The organism is Apilactobacillus kunkeei (assembly GCF_005930975.1).
Classification (GTDB): domain Bacteria; phylum Bacillota; class Bacilli; order Lactobacillales; family Lactobacillaceae; genus Apilactobacillus; species Apilactobacillus kunkeei_E.
In genome coordinates this window covers 25,661-43,129 of record NZ_VBSE01000031.1, presented here as the reverse complement: position 1 = coordinate 43,129, position 17,469 = coordinate 25,661, and the positions used below count along the sequence as shown (strand labels likewise).

At 36.2% G+C, this 17,469-nt stretch carries 18 protein-coding genes; all 18 read right to left on the bottom strand.

The window, feature by feature from the left end:
- Positions 1-54 precede the first annotated feature (54 nt).
- The 18 genes from FD688_RS00800 to FD688_RS00715 all read right to left on the bottom strand — a co-directional run bounded on the left by FD688_RS00800 (position 55) and on the right by FD688_RS00715 (position 17,462).
- Positions 55-234, bottom strand: a complete 180-nt coding sequence (locus FD688_RS00800; protein ID WP_225426080.1) for a ribose-phosphate pyrophosphokinase-like domain-containing protein — start codon at positions 232-234, stop codon at positions 55-57.
- An 80-nt stretch (positions 235-314) separates the two neighbouring features.
- Positions 315-2,873: an ATP-dependent RecD-like DNA helicase gene (locus FD688_RS00795; protein WP_138741402.1), complete on the bottom strand. Its 2,559-nt coding sequence runs from the start codon at positions 2,871-2,873 to the stop codon at positions 315-317.
- 25 nt (positions 2,874-2,898) lie between these two features.
- Positions 2,899-3,612, bottom strand: a complete 714-nt coding sequence (locus tag FD688_RS00790) for a tetratricopeptide repeat protein (RefSeq protein WP_138741397.1) — start codon at positions 3,610-3,612, stop codon at positions 2,899-2,901.
- 16 nt (positions 3,613-3,628) lie between these two features.
- The gene (locus tag FD688_RS00785; protein WP_138741396.1) at positions 3,629-4,285 is read right to left on the bottom strand and encodes a histidine phosphatase family protein; all 657 of its coding nucleotides are present in this window, start codon (positions 4,283-4,285) and stop codon (positions 3,629-3,631) included.
- 105 nt (positions 4,286-4,390) lie between these two features.
- The gene (gene mnmA, locus FD688_RS00780; RefSeq protein ID WP_041152391.1) at positions 4,391-5,518 is read right to left on the bottom strand and encodes a tRNA 2-thiouridine(34) synthase MnmA; all 1,128 of its coding nucleotides are present in this window, start codon (positions 5,516-5,518) and stop codon (positions 4,391-4,393) included.
- A gap of 141 nt (positions 5,519-5,659) precedes the next feature.
- Positions 5,660-5,998, bottom strand: a complete 339-nt coding sequence (locus FD688_RS00775; RefSeq protein ID WP_034531775.1) for a DUF1831 domain-containing protein — start codon at positions 5,996-5,998, stop codon at positions 5,660-5,662.
- 1 nt (position 5,999) lies between these two features.
- Positions 6,000-7,154: a cysteine desulfurase family protein gene (locus FD688_RS00770; protein WP_138741395.1), complete on the bottom strand. Its 1,155-nt coding sequence runs from the start codon at positions 7,152-7,154 to the stop codon at positions 6,000-6,002.
- A 17-nt stretch (positions 7,155-7,171) separates the two neighbouring features.
- Entirely contained in the window at positions 7,172-7,864 is a 693-nt protein-coding gene (locus FD688_RS00765; RefSeq protein WP_138741394.1) for a 5'-methylthioadenosine/adenosylhomocysteine nucleosidase, read from the bottom strand.
- Positions 7,865-7,874: 10 nt separating this feature from the next.
- Positions 7,875-8,126, bottom strand: coding sequence for a hypothetical protein (locus FD688_RS00760; RefSeq protein ID WP_138741393.1), 252 nt, complete (start codon positions 8,124-8,126; stop codon positions 7,875-7,877).
- A 22-nt stretch (positions 8,127-8,148) separates the two neighbouring features.
- On the bottom strand, positions 8,149-8,703 hold the full coding sequence (locus FD688_RS00755) for an NUDIX hydrolase (RefSeq protein WP_138741392.1): 555 nt from the start codon (positions 8,701-8,703) through the stop codon (positions 8,149-8,151).
- Positions 8,704-8,769: 66 nt separating this feature from the next.
- Positions 8,770-8,973, bottom strand: coding sequence for a cold-shock protein (locus FD688_RS00750; RefSeq protein ID WP_138741391.1), 204 nt, complete (start codon positions 8,971-8,973; stop codon positions 8,770-8,772).
- 51 nt (positions 8,974-9,024) lie between these two features.
- Positions 9,025-11,823, bottom strand: a complete 2,799-nt coding sequence (ileS, locus tag FD688_RS00745) for an isoleucine--tRNA ligase (RefSeq protein ID WP_138741390.1) — start codon at positions 11,821-11,823, stop codon at positions 9,025-9,027.
- Positions 11,824-12,051: 228 nt separating this feature from the next.
- Positions 12,052-12,693 (bottom strand): DivIVA domain-containing protein, encoded by a 642-nt coding sequence (locus tag FD688_RS00740; protein ID WP_138741389.1) that lies wholly within the window; start codon positions 12,691-12,693, stop codon positions 12,052-12,054.
- Positions 12,694-12,710: 17 nt separating this feature from the next.
- A complete protein-coding gene (locus tag FD688_RS00735; RefSeq protein WP_138741388.1) occupies positions 12,711-13,493 on the bottom strand; it encodes an RNA-binding protein in 783 nt (260 codons plus the stop codon).
- Position 13,494: 1 nt separating this feature from the next.
- Positions 13,495-13,899 (bottom strand): cell division protein SepF, encoded by a 405-nt coding sequence (locus tag FD688_RS00730; RefSeq protein WP_138741387.1) that lies wholly within the window; start codon positions 13,897-13,899, stop codon positions 13,495-13,497.
- A gap of 38 nt (positions 13,900-13,937) precedes the next feature.
- Positions 13,938-15,173 (bottom strand): cell division protein FtsZ, encoded by a 1,236-nt coding sequence (gene ftsZ / locus FD688_RS00725; protein WP_138741386.1) that lies wholly within the window; start codon positions 15,171-15,173, stop codon positions 13,938-13,940.
- Positions 15,174-15,202: 29 nt separating this feature from the next.
- A complete protein-coding gene (ftsA, locus tag FD688_RS00720; RefSeq protein ID WP_138741385.1) occupies positions 15,203-16,564 on the bottom strand; it encodes a cell division protein FtsA in 1,362 nt (453 codons plus the stop codon).
- 106 nt (positions 16,565-16,670) lie between these two features.
- Positions 16,671-17,462 (bottom strand): cell division protein FtsQ/DivIB, encoded by a 792-nt coding sequence (locus FD688_RS00715; RefSeq protein ID WP_190242853.1) that lies wholly within the window; start codon positions 17,460-17,462, stop codon positions 16,671-16,673.
- Positions 17,463-17,469 lie beyond the last annotated feature (7 nt).

Sequence of the window (17,469 nt, the reverse complement as noted above, 5' to 3'; positions counted from 1 at the left end):
ACAGAAAATCAGTTGCCCAATTAAATAGTTAGAAAGCTGCTTTTATTTATTTGTTCAAAATAATAGTTGCAGTTCCTCCCCTCGGATACTTTCATCAATTTTAATTTGAATTTCACCATCACTAAAACGATTAATCGTTGCTTCACCAAGCTTAAGTCCGCAAGTTTGGGCAATCTTTTCTGCTAACGGTCTGTTAGAACTTAAGGAAAAGATTTTCATATTTTTATTATCCATTAACTCCACCATGAAAGTGCTCCTCTCGAGTTCTTTTAATGCTTAAATTTTACCACAAAAAAAGCAAATTGATATAACAATTATGGTTTGATTCCATGCATCCCAATCATCGGATCAACCTGATTCAATAAAATCATGTCCTTAGTTAAGCGATATGATTTTGGCTTGTCATCAAATGTTGCTTCATCAAAAGGTGATTGATCATCCTCATCAGTTGCCACATTATTTTGCTTAGTATCTGAAACTGAATCAGCTTTAAGTTTTTCCACCGGTTTATTATCAACAAGTGCTTGTACCTTCTTTTCTTCAGCAACTTCTTTAACGATACTACTTTGGTTGTTTACAGACGTTGTAACTGGTTTGACTTCACCATCCAACAATGATTGGATGCGTTGCATCAAACTAGTATTTCTGTTGTCAGATTCACTTTGTGCACATGATAGAAATGAATTGTAATCACCAATCATAATCAAAGTATCACTGGCACGAGTAATCGCTGTGTACAACAAGTTCTTTTTCAACATCTTGGTAAATTGCGGAACAATTGGCAAAATGACCATCTTAAATTCGCTACCTTGAGCCTTATGGATGGTTGTACAGTAAGCCAACGTGATTTGAATCCAATCTTTACGTTGATATGTTACCTCGCTTTGGTCAAAGGCAACCGTAATCTTATCTAAACTTTGTTTGCTACCCTTTTCGATATCGATAATTTGTCCGATATCTCCATTAAAAACATTATCTTCGGGACTATTTACCAGTTGTAAAATCTTGTCGCCAAGACGGTAATGAATGCCACGATATTCGACTTGGTTATCGGTATTGTTAGGATTCATGATTTGTTGAATGACTTCGTTTAAATGGTTAACCCCAGCATTACCTCGATACATTGGTGATAGGACTTGAATGTCGGTTGCACTAAATCCCTTTTGTTTAGCCCGTTTGACAATTTGTTCAATTACAGAACTCATTTGGTGAGCATTACATGGAATGAAACTACGGTCTGATTGTTTATCGTTAAAATCATCAGGCAGTTTTCCCTGTTGAATACTGTGAGCTAACGGAATAATTGTTGAGTTACTATCTTGACGATAAATAGTGGTCAATTGCATGCTATCAATTCTCTTCGAATTCAATAAATCAGTGAAGACCTGTCCTGGTCCAACTGATGGTAATTGATCCTTATCACCAACAAATACAACTTTCATTTGGTTTGGAATGGCACGTACTAAAGCTCTAAATAAGAAAGTATCAACCATCGACATTTCATCAACAATTAACAAACCACCCTCGATGTCTTGAGTACCTTCATCACTATCTTCATAACCGTTTAATCCAAGCAAACGGTGAATGGTACTGGCAGGAATTCCTGTGGTTTCCTGCATTCTCTTGGCAGCACGACCAGTTGGAGCTGCTAAAAGAATTGGAAATTCACGTTCCTTGTACTTATTAATATCCAAAGATAGGTCGTTTAAATAAGCGTACAAGTAAATGATTCCCTTGATGATGGTGGTCTTCCCTGTTCCTGGACCACCAGTTAATAGGAACATTTGTGACTTGATGGCCTGTTTTAAAGCATTAGTCTGTGATTCATCATAGCTAATATTTAATTTCTTTTCGATTAAACGAATCTTCTTATCAATTGTCTCATCATCAAATTTTTTAACGACCGGATTCTTGATAATTCGACTGATATGTTCGGCAATGCGCCACTCATCATCATATAATTCTTTTAGGTAAACACGATCTTCTTCACCAACAATCTTTTGATTCTTGGCTAACTCTAAAAATTGAGCAGATAAATCTTCACCACTAACTGGTTCAGCATTACCGTTATTCAATAATTTTAGCGTTTCTTCGAGGATTGGACCGGTTTGAGTGTAAGTATCCCCATTACGTAAAGAAAGCGTCTTAAGGGCAGAAATTAGCCCCGCACGAATTCTTCCAGGATTGTTGGCAGACATCCCCATTTGTTTGGCAATATCATCGGCCTTTTTAAAACCAACACCGTCGATATCTTCAACCAGCTTGTATGGATTTTCTTGGATTACCTTTAGGGTGTCACCCTTGTACTTATTATAGATTGCAGAAGATAGACTACTCCCGAACCCATAACTGTTTAATCCAATAATCACCTGTTCCATCCCATTGTTCTTGTTCAATGTTTCTAACACAGTTGATTTTTGTTTATCGGATAATCCAGCTCGATCCAATAATGAGTTGTTTTCCAACACGTCTGAAATTAAATTGGTGCCTAAAGCATCCACCATTCGTTTAGCGGTTTGCTTACCAACTCCCGGAAAATTATCACCAGATAAGTATTCCACAAGTCCCTCTTTAGACGTTGGAACCGTACTTTGATAGTTATCTGATTTGAATTGCTTTCCATACTTGGGATGGTCGACTAATTCACCATAAAATTGATATTCGCTTTCTTCAGCGATATCCGCAAAATTACCAGTAATTACAATTTCATCTTCATGCCAATCTGAAATGTTTGTTTCAGAAATTTTTACCAATAGCACCTTAAAGAAGCTATCGGGACTTTCAAAGAAAGTAGCCGCAACTTTACCTTTTATAAATAGCTCTTGATTGTCTTCAATATGTTCGTCATTATCGTCTACTGAGAACAAATTCATTGATTCTGCCACGGCTTATCTCCCCTTATTTTTTGCCATTTTTTACTTGAATAAACTTTTCGATATCTGCTAAACGCTTTTGACCTTTTTCAAAGTACTTAGGATCTTCTCGTTTAGCGATTTCAAAGTATTGGTTAAAATCTTCTTCCAATACCATTGCGACGATTCCACGATCAAAGTTAGCCTTACCATCCTTTGGTTTCGATTGTAATACCTTATCATAGAATTCCGCTGCTTCAATAAAGTTTCCTAAAGCTAATAAACTACTTGCTAGTAAGTAATTTATTTCTGGGTCTTGTCTTCTAAAACCTTGTGCAGTTAAAGCAAAAACTACCGCTTTTTTGTAGTCTTCTTTAGCCATGTAACTTTGTGCCAACATGATATAAGCATCTGTCTTCATGTCACCATCCGATAAATTATTGAATTGTTCAATCGCCTTATCGTATTCTCCTGCTGCATAGTAGACATTACCTAATCCGTATACCAATGTTTCTTTGGCTTTCTTACTTCTGTCAGCGAATAAACCTAAGGCTTTCATCATTAATTCTTCGGCTTGGGTATAATTATGTAATTGAACTAAAAAACTACCTAAGTCATAGTAAGTTCGGTAATCATCTGGATGATTATCAATATCTTCAACTAATTTATGAAGAGTTTCATCAGCCTTTTTTTGTTGTTCTTCGCGTTTCTTTTCAACAGCTTGTTGTTTTTCTTTAATTTCTTGAGACTTTTGATCCATTTTAATCACCTACATATTAAATTACGTCAGTTTTATCAGTTTTCTTTGTAAGATATTCAGTATTATTCCAAATTACTAGTGCAAAAGACTTTCCGCCATCGGTTGTTTCTAGAATGGTTGTACTAGTGTTAGCTAGTCCACCACGTTTTCTTAGATCCTTAATCTCAACACCCAAAAGTGAATTGATTAGTGCGTTTAGGGCAGCACCGTGGCTGAAAATAATAACGTTATCTTCATTATCGTTTTCATTTACAACACGTTTAATAGCATACTGCATTCTGCTAATTACGTCATTAAAACTCTCTCCACCAATTTCATCAGCATCGTATTTTTCCGGATGATTTCTGAAATTGTCAAAACTTTCTGGAAATTGTTTTTTTACATCGTCAAACTTTTGGCCTTCCATCTTACCTAAATGAAACTCTTCCAATCGGTTCCATAGACTCAATTGAGGTTTGCGATGGAAGTGTTGGATAACACGGTAAGCAGTAATGCGTGCACGCTTAATTGGACTGGAATAAGCATGACTAAACTTAACATCTTTTAGGTACTCACCTAATTGATCCATTTGTTTATAGCTTTCCGGCAACAATTCTGAATCTCCTCCGGCTCCTTGATATCTGCTTTCTAGATTCCATTCAGTTTTTCCATGTCTTACAAAGTAAAGTTTCACTTTTATCCCTCGTTCATTTTGATTTATATATATTATCTCAATTTATGCGGATAAATTCAAAGTTTATATAAAAAAAGATGCTTAATAAATAAGCATCTTTTGGTTTTAAATGTATTGTAATTCTTTATCGTCTTGATATGCTGCATCGATAATTGCTGAACCTAGACATTCATCACCATCGTAGAATACAACGGCTTGTCCTGGTGTAACGGCTCTTGCAGGATCATCAAAATCAACACGTAGTGACTTCCCGTCATCGTTTAGATGGACAGTAACGCCAACGTCTTTTTGACGATATCTGAATTGAGCTGTACAACGGAAGTCGTTGCCACGATCAGCAATGTCATTAATCCAGAAAATATCTGAAGCTTCTAGGTAATCTGCGTATAGGTGCTTGTTTTCATAGCCCTTACCAACATACAAGATGTTCTTTGAAAGGTCTTTTCCAACTACGAACCATGGGCGGTTATCTTTACCGTCTCCACCGATTCCTAATCCCTTACGTTGACCAATTGTGTAATACATTAGGCCATCATGGTTACCCTTTACTTCACCATCAAAAGTCATCATCTTACCAGGAGTTGCTGGTAAGTAGTTACTTAAGAATGACTTGAAGTTCTTTTCACCGATGAAACAGATTCCCATTGAATCCTTCTTTTCAGCAGTGGCTAGACCAGCTTCTTTTGCAATTTCACGAACTTTAGGCTTTGGCATGTCACCTAGTGGGAACATAACACGGTCTAATTGTTCTGCGGATAATTGACTTAAGAAATAAGTTTGGTCCTTGTTGTCGTCGCTTCCGCGAAGCAAGTGGTTGTGACCATCTGCATCACGTTGTAAACGAGCATAGTGACCAGTAGCGATGTAGTCTGCACCTAAATCTAAGGCGTAGTCTAAAAACGCTCTGAACTTAATTTCCTTGTTACAAATAACATCGGGATCTGGAGTTCTACCTTTTTTGTATTCATTCAAGAAATAAGTGAAAACGCGATCCCAATATTCTTTTTCAAAATTAACAGAGTAGTAAGGTATTCCGATTTCTGAGGCAACTTTGGCTACGTCCTTGTAGTCTTCTGTTGCGGTACAAACACCGTTTTCGTCAGTGTCGTCCCAGTTCTTCATAAATACACCTACAACGTCATATCCTTGTTGCTTCAAAAGGTATGCGGTAACGGATGAATCCACCCCACCTGACATTCCGACAACAACACGGGTATTACTATTGTCTGCCATTTAAAATCACCATCATTTCTTTTAGATTCTTAGAATCTACGATTTGAAGGTCGTATATTCCATAAAAAGTATAATAACCCATTTAAGGCACCAATTGCAATGAAGATGCAAAAAAGAGGGCTATAAAAGCCCTCTTTTTAATTATTTTCTCACGAAAACTTTTCTTTCCACAAAGTTATCCATCAAGAAATTGAATTGTTCCACTAATGCATCAGCATTTTTGTTGGTAAAAATATTAACCTTATTTAAACCATTTGCAGTAATGGTGCTCATCTTGAATGTTTTTAAATCACTCTTAAAAATAATCTTTAACTTGATACCATTGTATGGATCTTCAGGATCTAATGTTCTTTCAAATTGAAAGTTACCAGCATTAGTCTTTACAAAACCCATGTCAGATAGTGTGAATTTTTTGATTTCAGGACTAACTGCGTATGTTTTAGAATCACCTTGTAATTGATTTGCTGTTTCAAAAGCCATATTAGTTAACCTTCTTTATTCTCTTAATTACCTTTACTAATGCAGTGGTAAAGGCATCGATTTCTGAATTTGTTGTAAATTTACCGAAACTAATTCGAATTGATTGAGATGAACGATTGGTATCATTACCAAACATTGCCATCAAAACGTGTGATGGTTCAATGTTTCCAGCGGTACATGCTGAACCAGCTGAAATCGCAATTCCTTCCAAGTCCAAATTAGCCAAAATAATGTCTGAAGAAATTCCCTTAATCCAAATGTTAAATACATGTTGGACCGGATTATCTTCAACAGTTCCGTTAACAACGAAATCAATATCATTATCATTTAAAGCATCAATGATTTGATGTTTGAATCCATAATAACGATCGTGTAGTTCGTGCTTTAATTCAGGTGTAATTTGAGAAACCGCGGTCGCAAATCCGGAGATTGCAGGAATGTTTTCTGTTCCAGCACGACGCTTCTTTTCTTGGTCTCCACCTTTTACAAAACTTGGAAAATCTACCCCAGTTCGTCTGTATAGGAAACCAGTCATCTTAGGACCATTAATCTTATGAGCAGATGTTGATAATAAATCAATGTGGTCCTCATTTACATCAATATCTAACAATCCATAAGCTTGGACGGCATCAGTATGGAACCATGCCTGATGGTCCTTTAAGATTTCACCAATTTCGTGAATTGGCATGTGAGAACCAACCTCATTGTTAGCAGTCATGATGGTTACCAAGATGGTATCATCGTCTAATGCATCCTTGAAGTCGTCTAAACTAATTACCCCAGTTTCATCAACTGGTAGATAAGTTACTTTAAAGCCTTGTTCTTCAAGATATGCAAGTGGTTTTAACACTGCTTCGTGTTCAATTGCAGTTGTAATAATATGGTTTCCTAAATTCTTTCTCGCTTCAGCAGTTTGAAGAATCGCGGTATTATCACTTTCACTACCACCACTTGTAAAAATAATTTCGTCTGGCTTCGCATTAATACTGTTGGCGATAATGTCTCTACTATCTTCCAATACAGTATGAGCCTTTCTACCGATGCTGTACAAGGTAGAAGCGTTACCGTAAACGTTTTGCATCTTATCATACATGTCATTCAAAACGTTTTTATCCATTGGAGTGGTAGCGGCATTATCTAAGTAGATTTCAGTCAAGTATACCTAAACCCCTTCTATTTTTGATTTGCGAATAAGTCTAATAACATTTGAGCAGATTTCTTACCTGCATCAATGATGAATTCGTCAAAGCTACGATCAGCATCGCCATTGGCATTATCTGACATTGCTCTAACTACTACGTATGGGATATCAAATTGGTTAGCAACTTGTCCCACAGCTGCACCTTCCATTTCACATGAAAGTGCGTCAGGGAAGTTCTTTAGAATGTTATCAATCACTGCTTGGTCGGCAACGAATTGATCACCTGTAACGATTAATCCCTTTTGAACATTTAAACCAACTTCTTTAGAAGCTTCAGTAATTTCTCTTACCCATTTTTCTGACGCTTTAAATCTTGCTGGTTGCCCTGGTAATTGACCGTATTCGTATCCAGCTGCTCTAGCATCAACGTCGTGGTATGCAGTTTCAGTTGAAACAACAACATCACCGACAGCTAATCCTTGGCCAATTCCACCGGCTGAACCTGAGTTGATAACGATATCAACATCAAAGCTAGTAATTAATTGAGCAGTTGTTAAACCAGCTTCAACTTTACCGATTCCTGAACGAACAAGAACAACTTCTTGTCCTGAAATGTTACCTTCGTAGAAAGTCATTTCTTTGATGTCGACTTTCTTAGTGTTATCTAAGTTATCTAGCAATGATTTGATTTCTTCGTCCATTGCACATAAAATTCCAAATTTCATAAATATCTCCTTAAGGATTAACGTAGATTAGTATTAAGTAAACGACAATGATTGCAAGGATTAAAAATGCAATTGCCCAGTTAAGTCTTCTACCTAAACGTTTTGTCTTTTGTTCAGTTGTCATTACATGAGCCTTACCCTTTTTTTCTTCGGGTCTAATTCTCTTCAATGAAGGTTGCTCAACTGGTTCGTCTCTTTTTATAAAATCATCGTCAATAGAATTTCTTTTTTGACTATTTTGATACTCTTTTCTAGTTATCATATTGGACTTGCTCCTTTATTAATTAAAGACCAATCTTATCATGTAACTTCCAATAATAAATAGCAGTAATTGTCTTAGCATCTTCGATTTCGCCACTTTCAATCATTGACATGGCTTCATCAAGTGAGTATTCCTTAATTTTCAAGTATTCACCTTGATCTCTTGGTAGTTCATCCTCAACTGGTTCTAAATCAGTTGCCAAGTATAGGTCCATGTATTCATCACAAAAACCGACACTTGAATAAAATCCGGTGATTCGTTTGATGTTATTAGCCTTGTATCTAGTTTCTTCGTTCAACTCACGAACTACAGTGTCCAAGGCAGTGCCATGGTCTCTACTATCAACTTTACCGGCCGGAATCTCGATGGTTTCTTTAGCAACAGGAGCTCTCCATTGGTTTTCTAATAACATCTTGTTGTTCTTAGTTAAGACTAAAATACCAACGGCATTGGAATGATGAACAACATCTCTAGTTGATGTTTCCCCATTTGGCAATTCAACTGTTTGCTTTTCAACGTTGATAATTGCGCCATCGTACTTAGGCTCAACACCTAGTACCTTTTCCTCTAAATCCATAATATCAGCCCTTTTTTAGTTATATATTCATTCTATATATATTTAATTATTTTTTCAATGGACTGACTAATCAATTACACGAATTTTGACAGCTTGTGGTCCCTTCATGCCTTGTGCAATTTGGTATTCCACTTGTTGACCAATTTCAATTTCATTTCTAGTTTTGTTTTCGACCGCTGAACCATGGAAGAAGACCTTGCTCTTGTCTTCGCCCTTTAGAAAACCAAAATCGTGATCCGGGTTAAAATTATTTACTTTACCTTTAATCATATTATTTCTCCTTAAAAATAAAAAACTGGGATAGTCCCAGTTTTTTATCGATTATTCTTCGAATCCTTCAGTAGCTGTTTCTGGGAAGTTATCACGAACAATCTTAGCACAACGTGCACAGAATTGTGGATAATCTGCATCAGAACCAACATCTGTAGAGATTAGACGACAACGTTCACAAGTGTCACCTTCCGCATGTTCAACCACGATTGAAATACCGTCGTTAAAGCTTTGTGCATCACTTGGAGCATCAACTAAATCTTTAACTTCTAGTTGTGAAACCATCAAGATTTGACCAACATTTGTGTGTAGGCTATCTAGTAATGATTTTACTTCATTATTTACAAATAATGATAGTTTAGCTTCTGAAGCCTTACCAATTAGCTTATTATTTCTAGCTTCTTCCAATGCCTTCAATACGTCATCTCTGATTTCCATGAACTTGTGCCAGTTTGATGAAAGTTCATCTGCACCAGTTAATTCCATTGGTTCTGGCATTTCTGATAGTTGAACGAATTCTTCTTTTTCAGATAAGAATGGCCAGATTTCTTCAGCAGTGTGAGGAAGAATTGGTGTAATTAATTTAGTAATTGCAACAGCTGCATTGTATAGAACTGTTTGCATTGATCTTCTTTCGGCACTATCTTCGGCGTAGATGTATAGGATATCCTTAGCGAAGTCTAGGTAGAAAGCTGAAAGATCAGCATTGATGAATGAAAGTAAACGACGGTTTAGACTTAGGAAGTCAAAGTTGTCGTAGTCTTCCTTAATGTCTTTTACAAAGTTGTTTAACTTAACCATCATGTATTGGTCAGCTGACTTCATGTCTGCAAAATCAACACTGTTTTCCTTAGGATCAAAGTCAGAAGTGTTGGCAAGCATGTATCTCATGGTATTTCTAATCTTCTTGTATGAATCAGAAATCTTAACAAAGTTTTCCATTGATACACGAACATCGGCAGAAGTATCTACGGAAGTTACCCATAGACGAACGATTTCTGCACCCATCTTCTTAATAACTTCATCAGGAGCAATTGTGTTACCAAGTGATTTACTCATCTTGTGGCCTTCACCATCAAGAGTGAATCCTTGTGATAATAATTGCTTGTATGGAGCCTTACCGCTAAATGCAACACTAGTAATTAAACTTGAGTTGAACCATCCACGGTATTGGTCAGAACCTTCTAGGTATAGGTCTGCAGGGTATGTTAGGTAATCACGTTCAGCACAAACACCTTGGTGTGATGAACCTGAGTCAAACCATACATCCATGATGTCGTTTTCCTTAGTAAACTTACCATTTGGTGAATGTTCACTAGTGAAGTCTTCTGGTAATAGGTCCTTAGCTTCTTTTTCGAACCAAATGTCTGAACCATGTTTTGCAAATAAGTCTGCAACGTGGTCGGTAGTTTCTTTGGTAATGATTGGAGTACCATCTTCACCGTAGAAGATTGGTAGTGGAACACCCCAAACACGTTGTCTTGAGATTACCCAGTCACCACGATCTTTAATCATGTTGTATAGACGTTTTTTACCCCATTCTGGCTTGAATTTAACGTCTTCGATAGCATTTAGAATGTCATCTCTAATCTTATCAACAGAAGCAAACCATTGATCAGTAGCACGGTAAATAACCGGCTTCTTAGTTCTCCAGTCGAATGGGTAACTATGAGTGATTGGTTGGTACTTCAATAATAAGTTCTTTTCTTTTAACTTGTTTAATGAAATTTCGTTTGCATCATCGTAGAAGACACCTTCGAAATCTGGACCGGCTTCCTTAGTTAGGTAACCTTGTGCATCAACATCAACAAAAATGTCTAATCCGTATGATTTACCTACGTAGTAGTCATCTTCCCCAAAACCAGGAGCAGTATGAACTAAACCAGTACCAGTATCGATAGTAACGAAATCACCTAGCATGGTTAATAGTTGTCTATCCATAAATGGATGTTGAGCTAATACACCTTCTAGTTCTTGACCTCTTACAGTCTTTACAATTTCGTAGTCTTCCCAACCGAATAATTCGGCATCTTTTTCAAATAATTCTGCAGCTAAAACAAACTTACGATCATCGTTAGCTGGTTTAACAACAGCGTAGTCGAAACCGGCATCAATTGTGATACCCATTGAAGCAGGAATGGTCCATGGAGTAGTAGTCCATACAACCATGTATGTGTTATCTTCGTCTAAAACACCTTTACCATCGACAACTTTTTCAGCATAGAAAGCTGAAGGTGATTCGATATCGTGGTATTCAACTTCGGCTTCAGCTAGAGCTGATTCTGAAGACCATGACCAGATAACTGGTTTCTTACCACGGTAGATTAAACCCTTTTCAGCCATCTTACCGAATACACGAATTTCAGCAGCTTCAAATTCAGGTTTTAGAGTTAGGTATGGATTGTCCCATTCACCAGTAACTCCTAGACGTTTGAAACCTTCTCTTTGACGATCAACTTGCTTCAAAGCATATTCATGACAAAGTTTTCTGAATTCGTTAGTATCCATTTTCTTTCTGTCATATCCAGCTTGAGTAAGCTTTTGTTCGATTGGTAAACCGTGAGTATCCCAACCTGGAACGTAAGGTGCTCTAAATCCGTTCATTGACTTGTATCTTACGATAAAGTCCTTTGAAATTTTGTTTAAAGCGTGTCCCATATGAATGTCACCATTAGCATATGGAGGTCCATCATGAAGTACGAATGATGGTTTCCCTTCGTTTAGTTTTTGTCTCATTTGGTAGACGTGATTGTCTTCCCATGCTTTTTGTCTTTCAACTTCTTTAACAGGTAAGTTTCCACGCATTTTAAACTTGGTCTTACCTAGGTTCAAAGTATCTTTTACACGCATAACACACACTCCCTTTTCAAATTAAAAAAAAGACCTCATCACAAGGGACGAAGTCTTCCGCGGTACCACCCAAATTAGGATTTTAAAAATAAAATCCCATCTTTATTTACTACATTAAAAGAGATTAGCCAGAGGTGATCTGCATAGAATGATTTACAACTGACCTTCCACCATTTGTCAGCTCGCTACATTGTATCGAATTCTAAGCTTTCTATTCTCTATCTCAAATTATTCAATTGCTTTGAATGAGCCATCAGGATAAATCTTAATAGTTGCATCTGCTGGCATTTCTTTACTTTCAGATTGTACAACTGTTTCCTTAAAATTGTCAAGGTTATTAATTTGTTCGTTAACCTTGTTGAAGTTACCGTCAATTCCGGAAATCATTTGATCCCATTCTGGGCTATTAACAAACTGCATTTGGCTTTCGAGCAAAGTTCTGATCTTTTCTCTGAATGATTCAGTTGTCTTTCTTAAATCATCATTTGCAATAAGTAGTGATTTAGATTGGTTTGAGATATTTTCAACGATGTCTTTAGCCTTAACACTTGCATCATTCAAAATTTCATCAGCTTGTTTTCTTGATTGTTCAGTTACTTTGTTAGCCTCGTTTTGAGCTTCAACCTTAACCTTATCAGCAGCATTTTGTGCAATGATAATTGATTGATTCAATGAATCTTTCATACCGTTAAAGTATTTTAGTTCATCTTCAGCTTGTTTCAAACGATTCTTCATATCGATATTTTCGGATAAAGTTAATTGGTAATCCTTGATAATACGATCTAAAAATTCGTTTACCTCGTCAATATTGTAACCTCTCATTTTTACAGAAAACTCTTTATTATGAATATCTTGTGGGCTAAGTACCATTGTATCTCTCCTCCAACCTATTTTTTTAATACAGAAATAATGGCTCTATATTTACCTTTTTTAGTTTGACCTTCCTGACGTTTTAAACGAATACGACCGAAGCGTCTAACAGAAACAACATCGTGCGTTGTAATTTCGTAATCCGGTCGACTGTTTACCGCCCAGTTAAGGTGAACCTTTTGATGACTAACTAACTCTTTAGCATCATTTCTGGATATATTAAATCCTTCAGAAATTACGTTATCCATTCTAAATGATGATAAAGTCGTTGATTCGTCTCTCCATTCATTTTCCGGCGTAATCACGTCAGAAAAGTTTGTTTCAATCAGTGAAACTTTCGTTTTACCAATTGAGCTAATTTGCATTTTCAAGAAGTCAGCAATGTCTCTTGTACATAGGAATTGCCATCTTGTTCCGTCAGTTAAAATATCTCCAATCGTTGATCTTTCTACACCTGAACCTAATAGAGTTCCCAATATCTTACTATGCCGTAGTTTTGAGAACTTTACCGGATATCTAATTTCAAACAACTTAACTTGATAATCATCCTCCGATGGTTCGAAATATTCTGGATATATCAAGCCACGTTTCATTTCTGAATTCGAATATCCTCCGAAAAAATCAATCGATAATTCACTATGGCGGTTAACTAATGTCGTTAAAATATAAATCTGTCTAGGATTTAAAAACTTAGTTAGTATTGGACGATATTGATTAATTGACTCATCAATTAAATCTGCACAAGAATCGATGAATGGGATTTCTTCTTTTCTAAAATGCTGTTCAATATTTTTATCCATTTTATCTTAAACGTTCATTCATTTCTTTTCTGATTTCCCCGTCTACATAATAGTTGTGTGGAGTGAAAAGAAAGACTAATTCAGAAATTCTCTCAATATTTCCATCAATAGTGAAAACAACTCCATTTAAGAAATCAATAATTCTTCTAGTTGCTTCATCGCTGGCAGCATCAAAATTAATAATTACAGCATTGTTATCAATTAATTTTTGCGCAATCGTTTTTACATCAGCATAAATCTTAGGTTCAAAGACGGAAATCTTACTTCCACGACTTTGGCTTGAGTTTTTGCTAATTGAAACTACCTTATCATTGTTCTCCACTTGGGAGCTATCTTCTTCGTATAAATCTTCGTCTTGATCGTAATCAGTTCCGAAAAATTTACTAAAACTAAACTTAGCTGTCATTTCAATTCATTCCCTTCAAAGAAATCTAGAAAAAGTGATTAGTTCTTACGACGGAATTTGAAGAATGGAGGTAAATCGTCATCGCTTGATTTATCTTCCTTTTGATTGTCACTTGAGTTGTTAGCATCAAATGGATCAAATTCTTTCTTTTGTACGTTTTCAAAACGTGTATCAGATGGATTATCGCTATCTGCATTTTCGTCATTATTTCTAACGTTGCCTTGTTCTTCTTTGTGATGTCTTGGACTAACTACCTTACCAGGGGTTTCAGAAACTCTTGAAGGACGACCTGCTTGGCCATTTAGTAGTTCTTCTGGACTAGTTTCGATTCCTGTAGCAATTACAGTAACCTTGATTTCATCGCCTAGGTCTTCATCAATTGAGGTACCAAAGATAATGTTTACATCGCTAGTTGCAGCTTGAGCAACGATGTCTGAAGCATCTTGGGCTTCAAATAGTGACATGTCTGGGCCACCAGTGATGTTTAATAATACTTGTTTTGCACCATCGATTGAAACTTCTAGCAATGGTGAAGAAATAGCCTTCTTGGTTGCTTCTGCAGTTCTGTTTTCACCTGTTGCAGTACCAACACCCATAAGTGCTGAACCAGTGTTTTGCATAACAGTCTTAACATCAGCAAAGTCCAAGTTAACGTATCCAGGACTAGTAATTAAGTCTGAAATACCTTGAACACCTTGTCTTAATACGTTGTCAGCTTCTTGGAAAGCTTCCATCATAGGTGTCTTCTTATCAACCATTTCTAATAGACGGTTGTTGGCGATTACGATTAAAGTATCAACGTTTTCCTTTAATGCTGAAACACCTTCTGCAGCATATTTAGATCTTCTTGGTCCTTCAAAAGTAAATGGTCTTGTAACAACACCAACAGTTAAGGCACCTGAATCCTTAGCAATCTTGGCAACGATTGGAGCAGCACCGTTACCAGTACCACCACCCATTCCGGCAGTTACGAATACCATATCTGCACCTTGAAGTGCTTCTGAGATAGCTTCTTCACTTTCTTCAGCGGCTTTAGTTCCTACTTCTGGATCTGAACCTGCACCTAAACCTCTAGTTAATTTAGGTCCTAATTGAATTTTTGTTTCAGCTTTTGATGTGTTTAGTGCTTGAACATCGGTATTTGCAACGATAAATTCAACACCTTTAACATCTTCAGCAATCATACGATTAACGGCGTTACTACCACCGCCACCTACACCAATAACTTTAATTTTTGCGCCTTGGTTTTCAGTAGAATCTAATGAAAATTCCATTTTAACTTCCTCCGTGTACTTCTGTTATTTTATTCGAAAAAGTCTTGATAAAAGCGTTTAAGTCTTCCCTTAGTGCTTTTAGCTAGTTTAGAACCAGACTTTTTAGGCTTACTTGGTTGTTGTGGTTGATTATCTTGTTGAATGTATTCAGATGAATTATCGATTACATCATCGCCATAATCATTACCAATGAAATCATCATTGGATTGAGTATTGTTCACTACAGTTTTGCCTTCTAGTGATGATCTTACTAACACTTGAATTTCACTCATGTTAGCACGATAAGTTACTAGTGACAATGGAAGTGAAAATGATGGGTGTCTTAATCCCATTTGATCTGGAATATAAACTCTAACGTTAGTATCAAATCTGTCAGCTGCTAATTCTGAAATTCCAGGCAATGCAGCAACTCCACCAGTTAAAACAATACCTCCAGGTAAGTTTAAAGCAGAGATGCTGCTTAAACTCTTATACATTCTAGTAAAAATTTGGTCTACTCTAGCTTGAATGATTTCTGCTAGGTATTTTTCAGAAATTCTGACTGGTTGGCTTTGACCAACAACTTCAATTGGAAATTCATTACTTTCTGATGCTTCGATTTCATCTGCGTAACCATAATCTCGTTTAACTTTTTCAGCACTTTCTAATGAAGTGTTCAGCACAACAGAAATGTCTTTAGTGATGTATTCTCCACCTTCACTATCTACAGTAGTGAATTTTAGTTGATGATCATGAACAACAGAAGCAGTTGTTTGCCCACCACCTAAATCGATTAGAACAGTTCCAAAGTCTTGTTCTCCATCATCTAGAATTGTCATACCTTGTGCTAGTGGCATATTGATGATTGAAGAAGGATTTAATCCAGCTCTTTGAACAGCCTTTCTAATATTATGAATAATAGTCTTTGGTCCAGTGATAATACGACCCTTCATTTCAAGTCGTACACCAACCATTCCTCTTGGATCCTTAATCCCATCAAATCCATCAACGATGAACTCATCAGCTAAGGTGTCCATAATTTCTCTTTCTGGTGGTAGGTTTTTAATCATTGCAGATACAGTAACGTTTTTAACGTCTTCATCTGAAATTTCTCTTGATTGTTCTGAGATAGCAACCATACCGCTGCATGGTTCAATCTTTAATTGGTTGGCAGGAATACCAACAATCACATCATGAATTTGAATACCAGCTTTTTCTTCTGCCTGGTTAACAGCTCTTCTAATTGATTCAGAAGCCTTGTCAATATCGACGATTATGCCTCGACTAACACCTTCAGAACGTTCGTTTCCTAAACCTAAAACGTTCATTTGGCCTTTTACTTTTTCGGCAACAATCACCTTAATTGACGTAGTTCCAATATCCAATCCAACATACATTTCTGAATTCATTATCTAAGGGAACCTCCAATTAAGCATAATTATTCTTAGATACTCTAGTTTATATTTAAGTTAGTTATAAGTTAATTTTAACACAAGAGTAGATAACTCTAAAGAACCATTATGAGTTTCTTTTTGTAGTAGTTGTTGTTGTTTTCTTAGCATCTTTATTTAGCGTTTCTTTTTGGGTATTTTTAGTAGATGCTTTAGTGGTTGTGTTGTTACTTTTTTTCTCATCATTGATTGGGAATGAGTAAGCACCAACTTCTAAATTAATAACACTTTTAGTTTTTAGTTGAGTGGCAATCGAACGATAAAAGCCCATCTTATCGTTAAAATCATGCATTAGGATAATAACACGATTACCATCTCGCATATAAACGTGTAATTCATCTGAATACACCTTAGTTGGTGAGTATGAAATAACACGGATATTGTCTCTGATATCTTTAGGAAGCTTTACGTACTTTTGAATCATTGATTTCAATAATGATTGATTATTAAATTTAACTATATAAGGCATCTTAGAATCATTAGGATTACTTACAGCAACATTAGTAACCTTTCCGTTTTCTAATATTAAATATTGCTTATTACCGCGAGTTTCATAACCAATTTCCTTATATGGTGAAACTTCAACAGAAAGATGATTAAATCCCGTAAATTTAAAATCTAACGATTTAACACGATGATCAACATTAATAACTCTTTGGTTAATTTTACTTTTATGACCAATAACTTTAAAAATACTGTCCCCTTCATCTAACTGAAGCTCTCTCTTAATATCATTTTGAGAGATATATCCATTTCCATTAATGCGAATACTACTAATTCTGCTCATTGGTGAAACCAAGTAAATCAATATTAGAAGTAATACTACTAATGGAATGATGATATACGAAGAAGATTTCATTTTATTT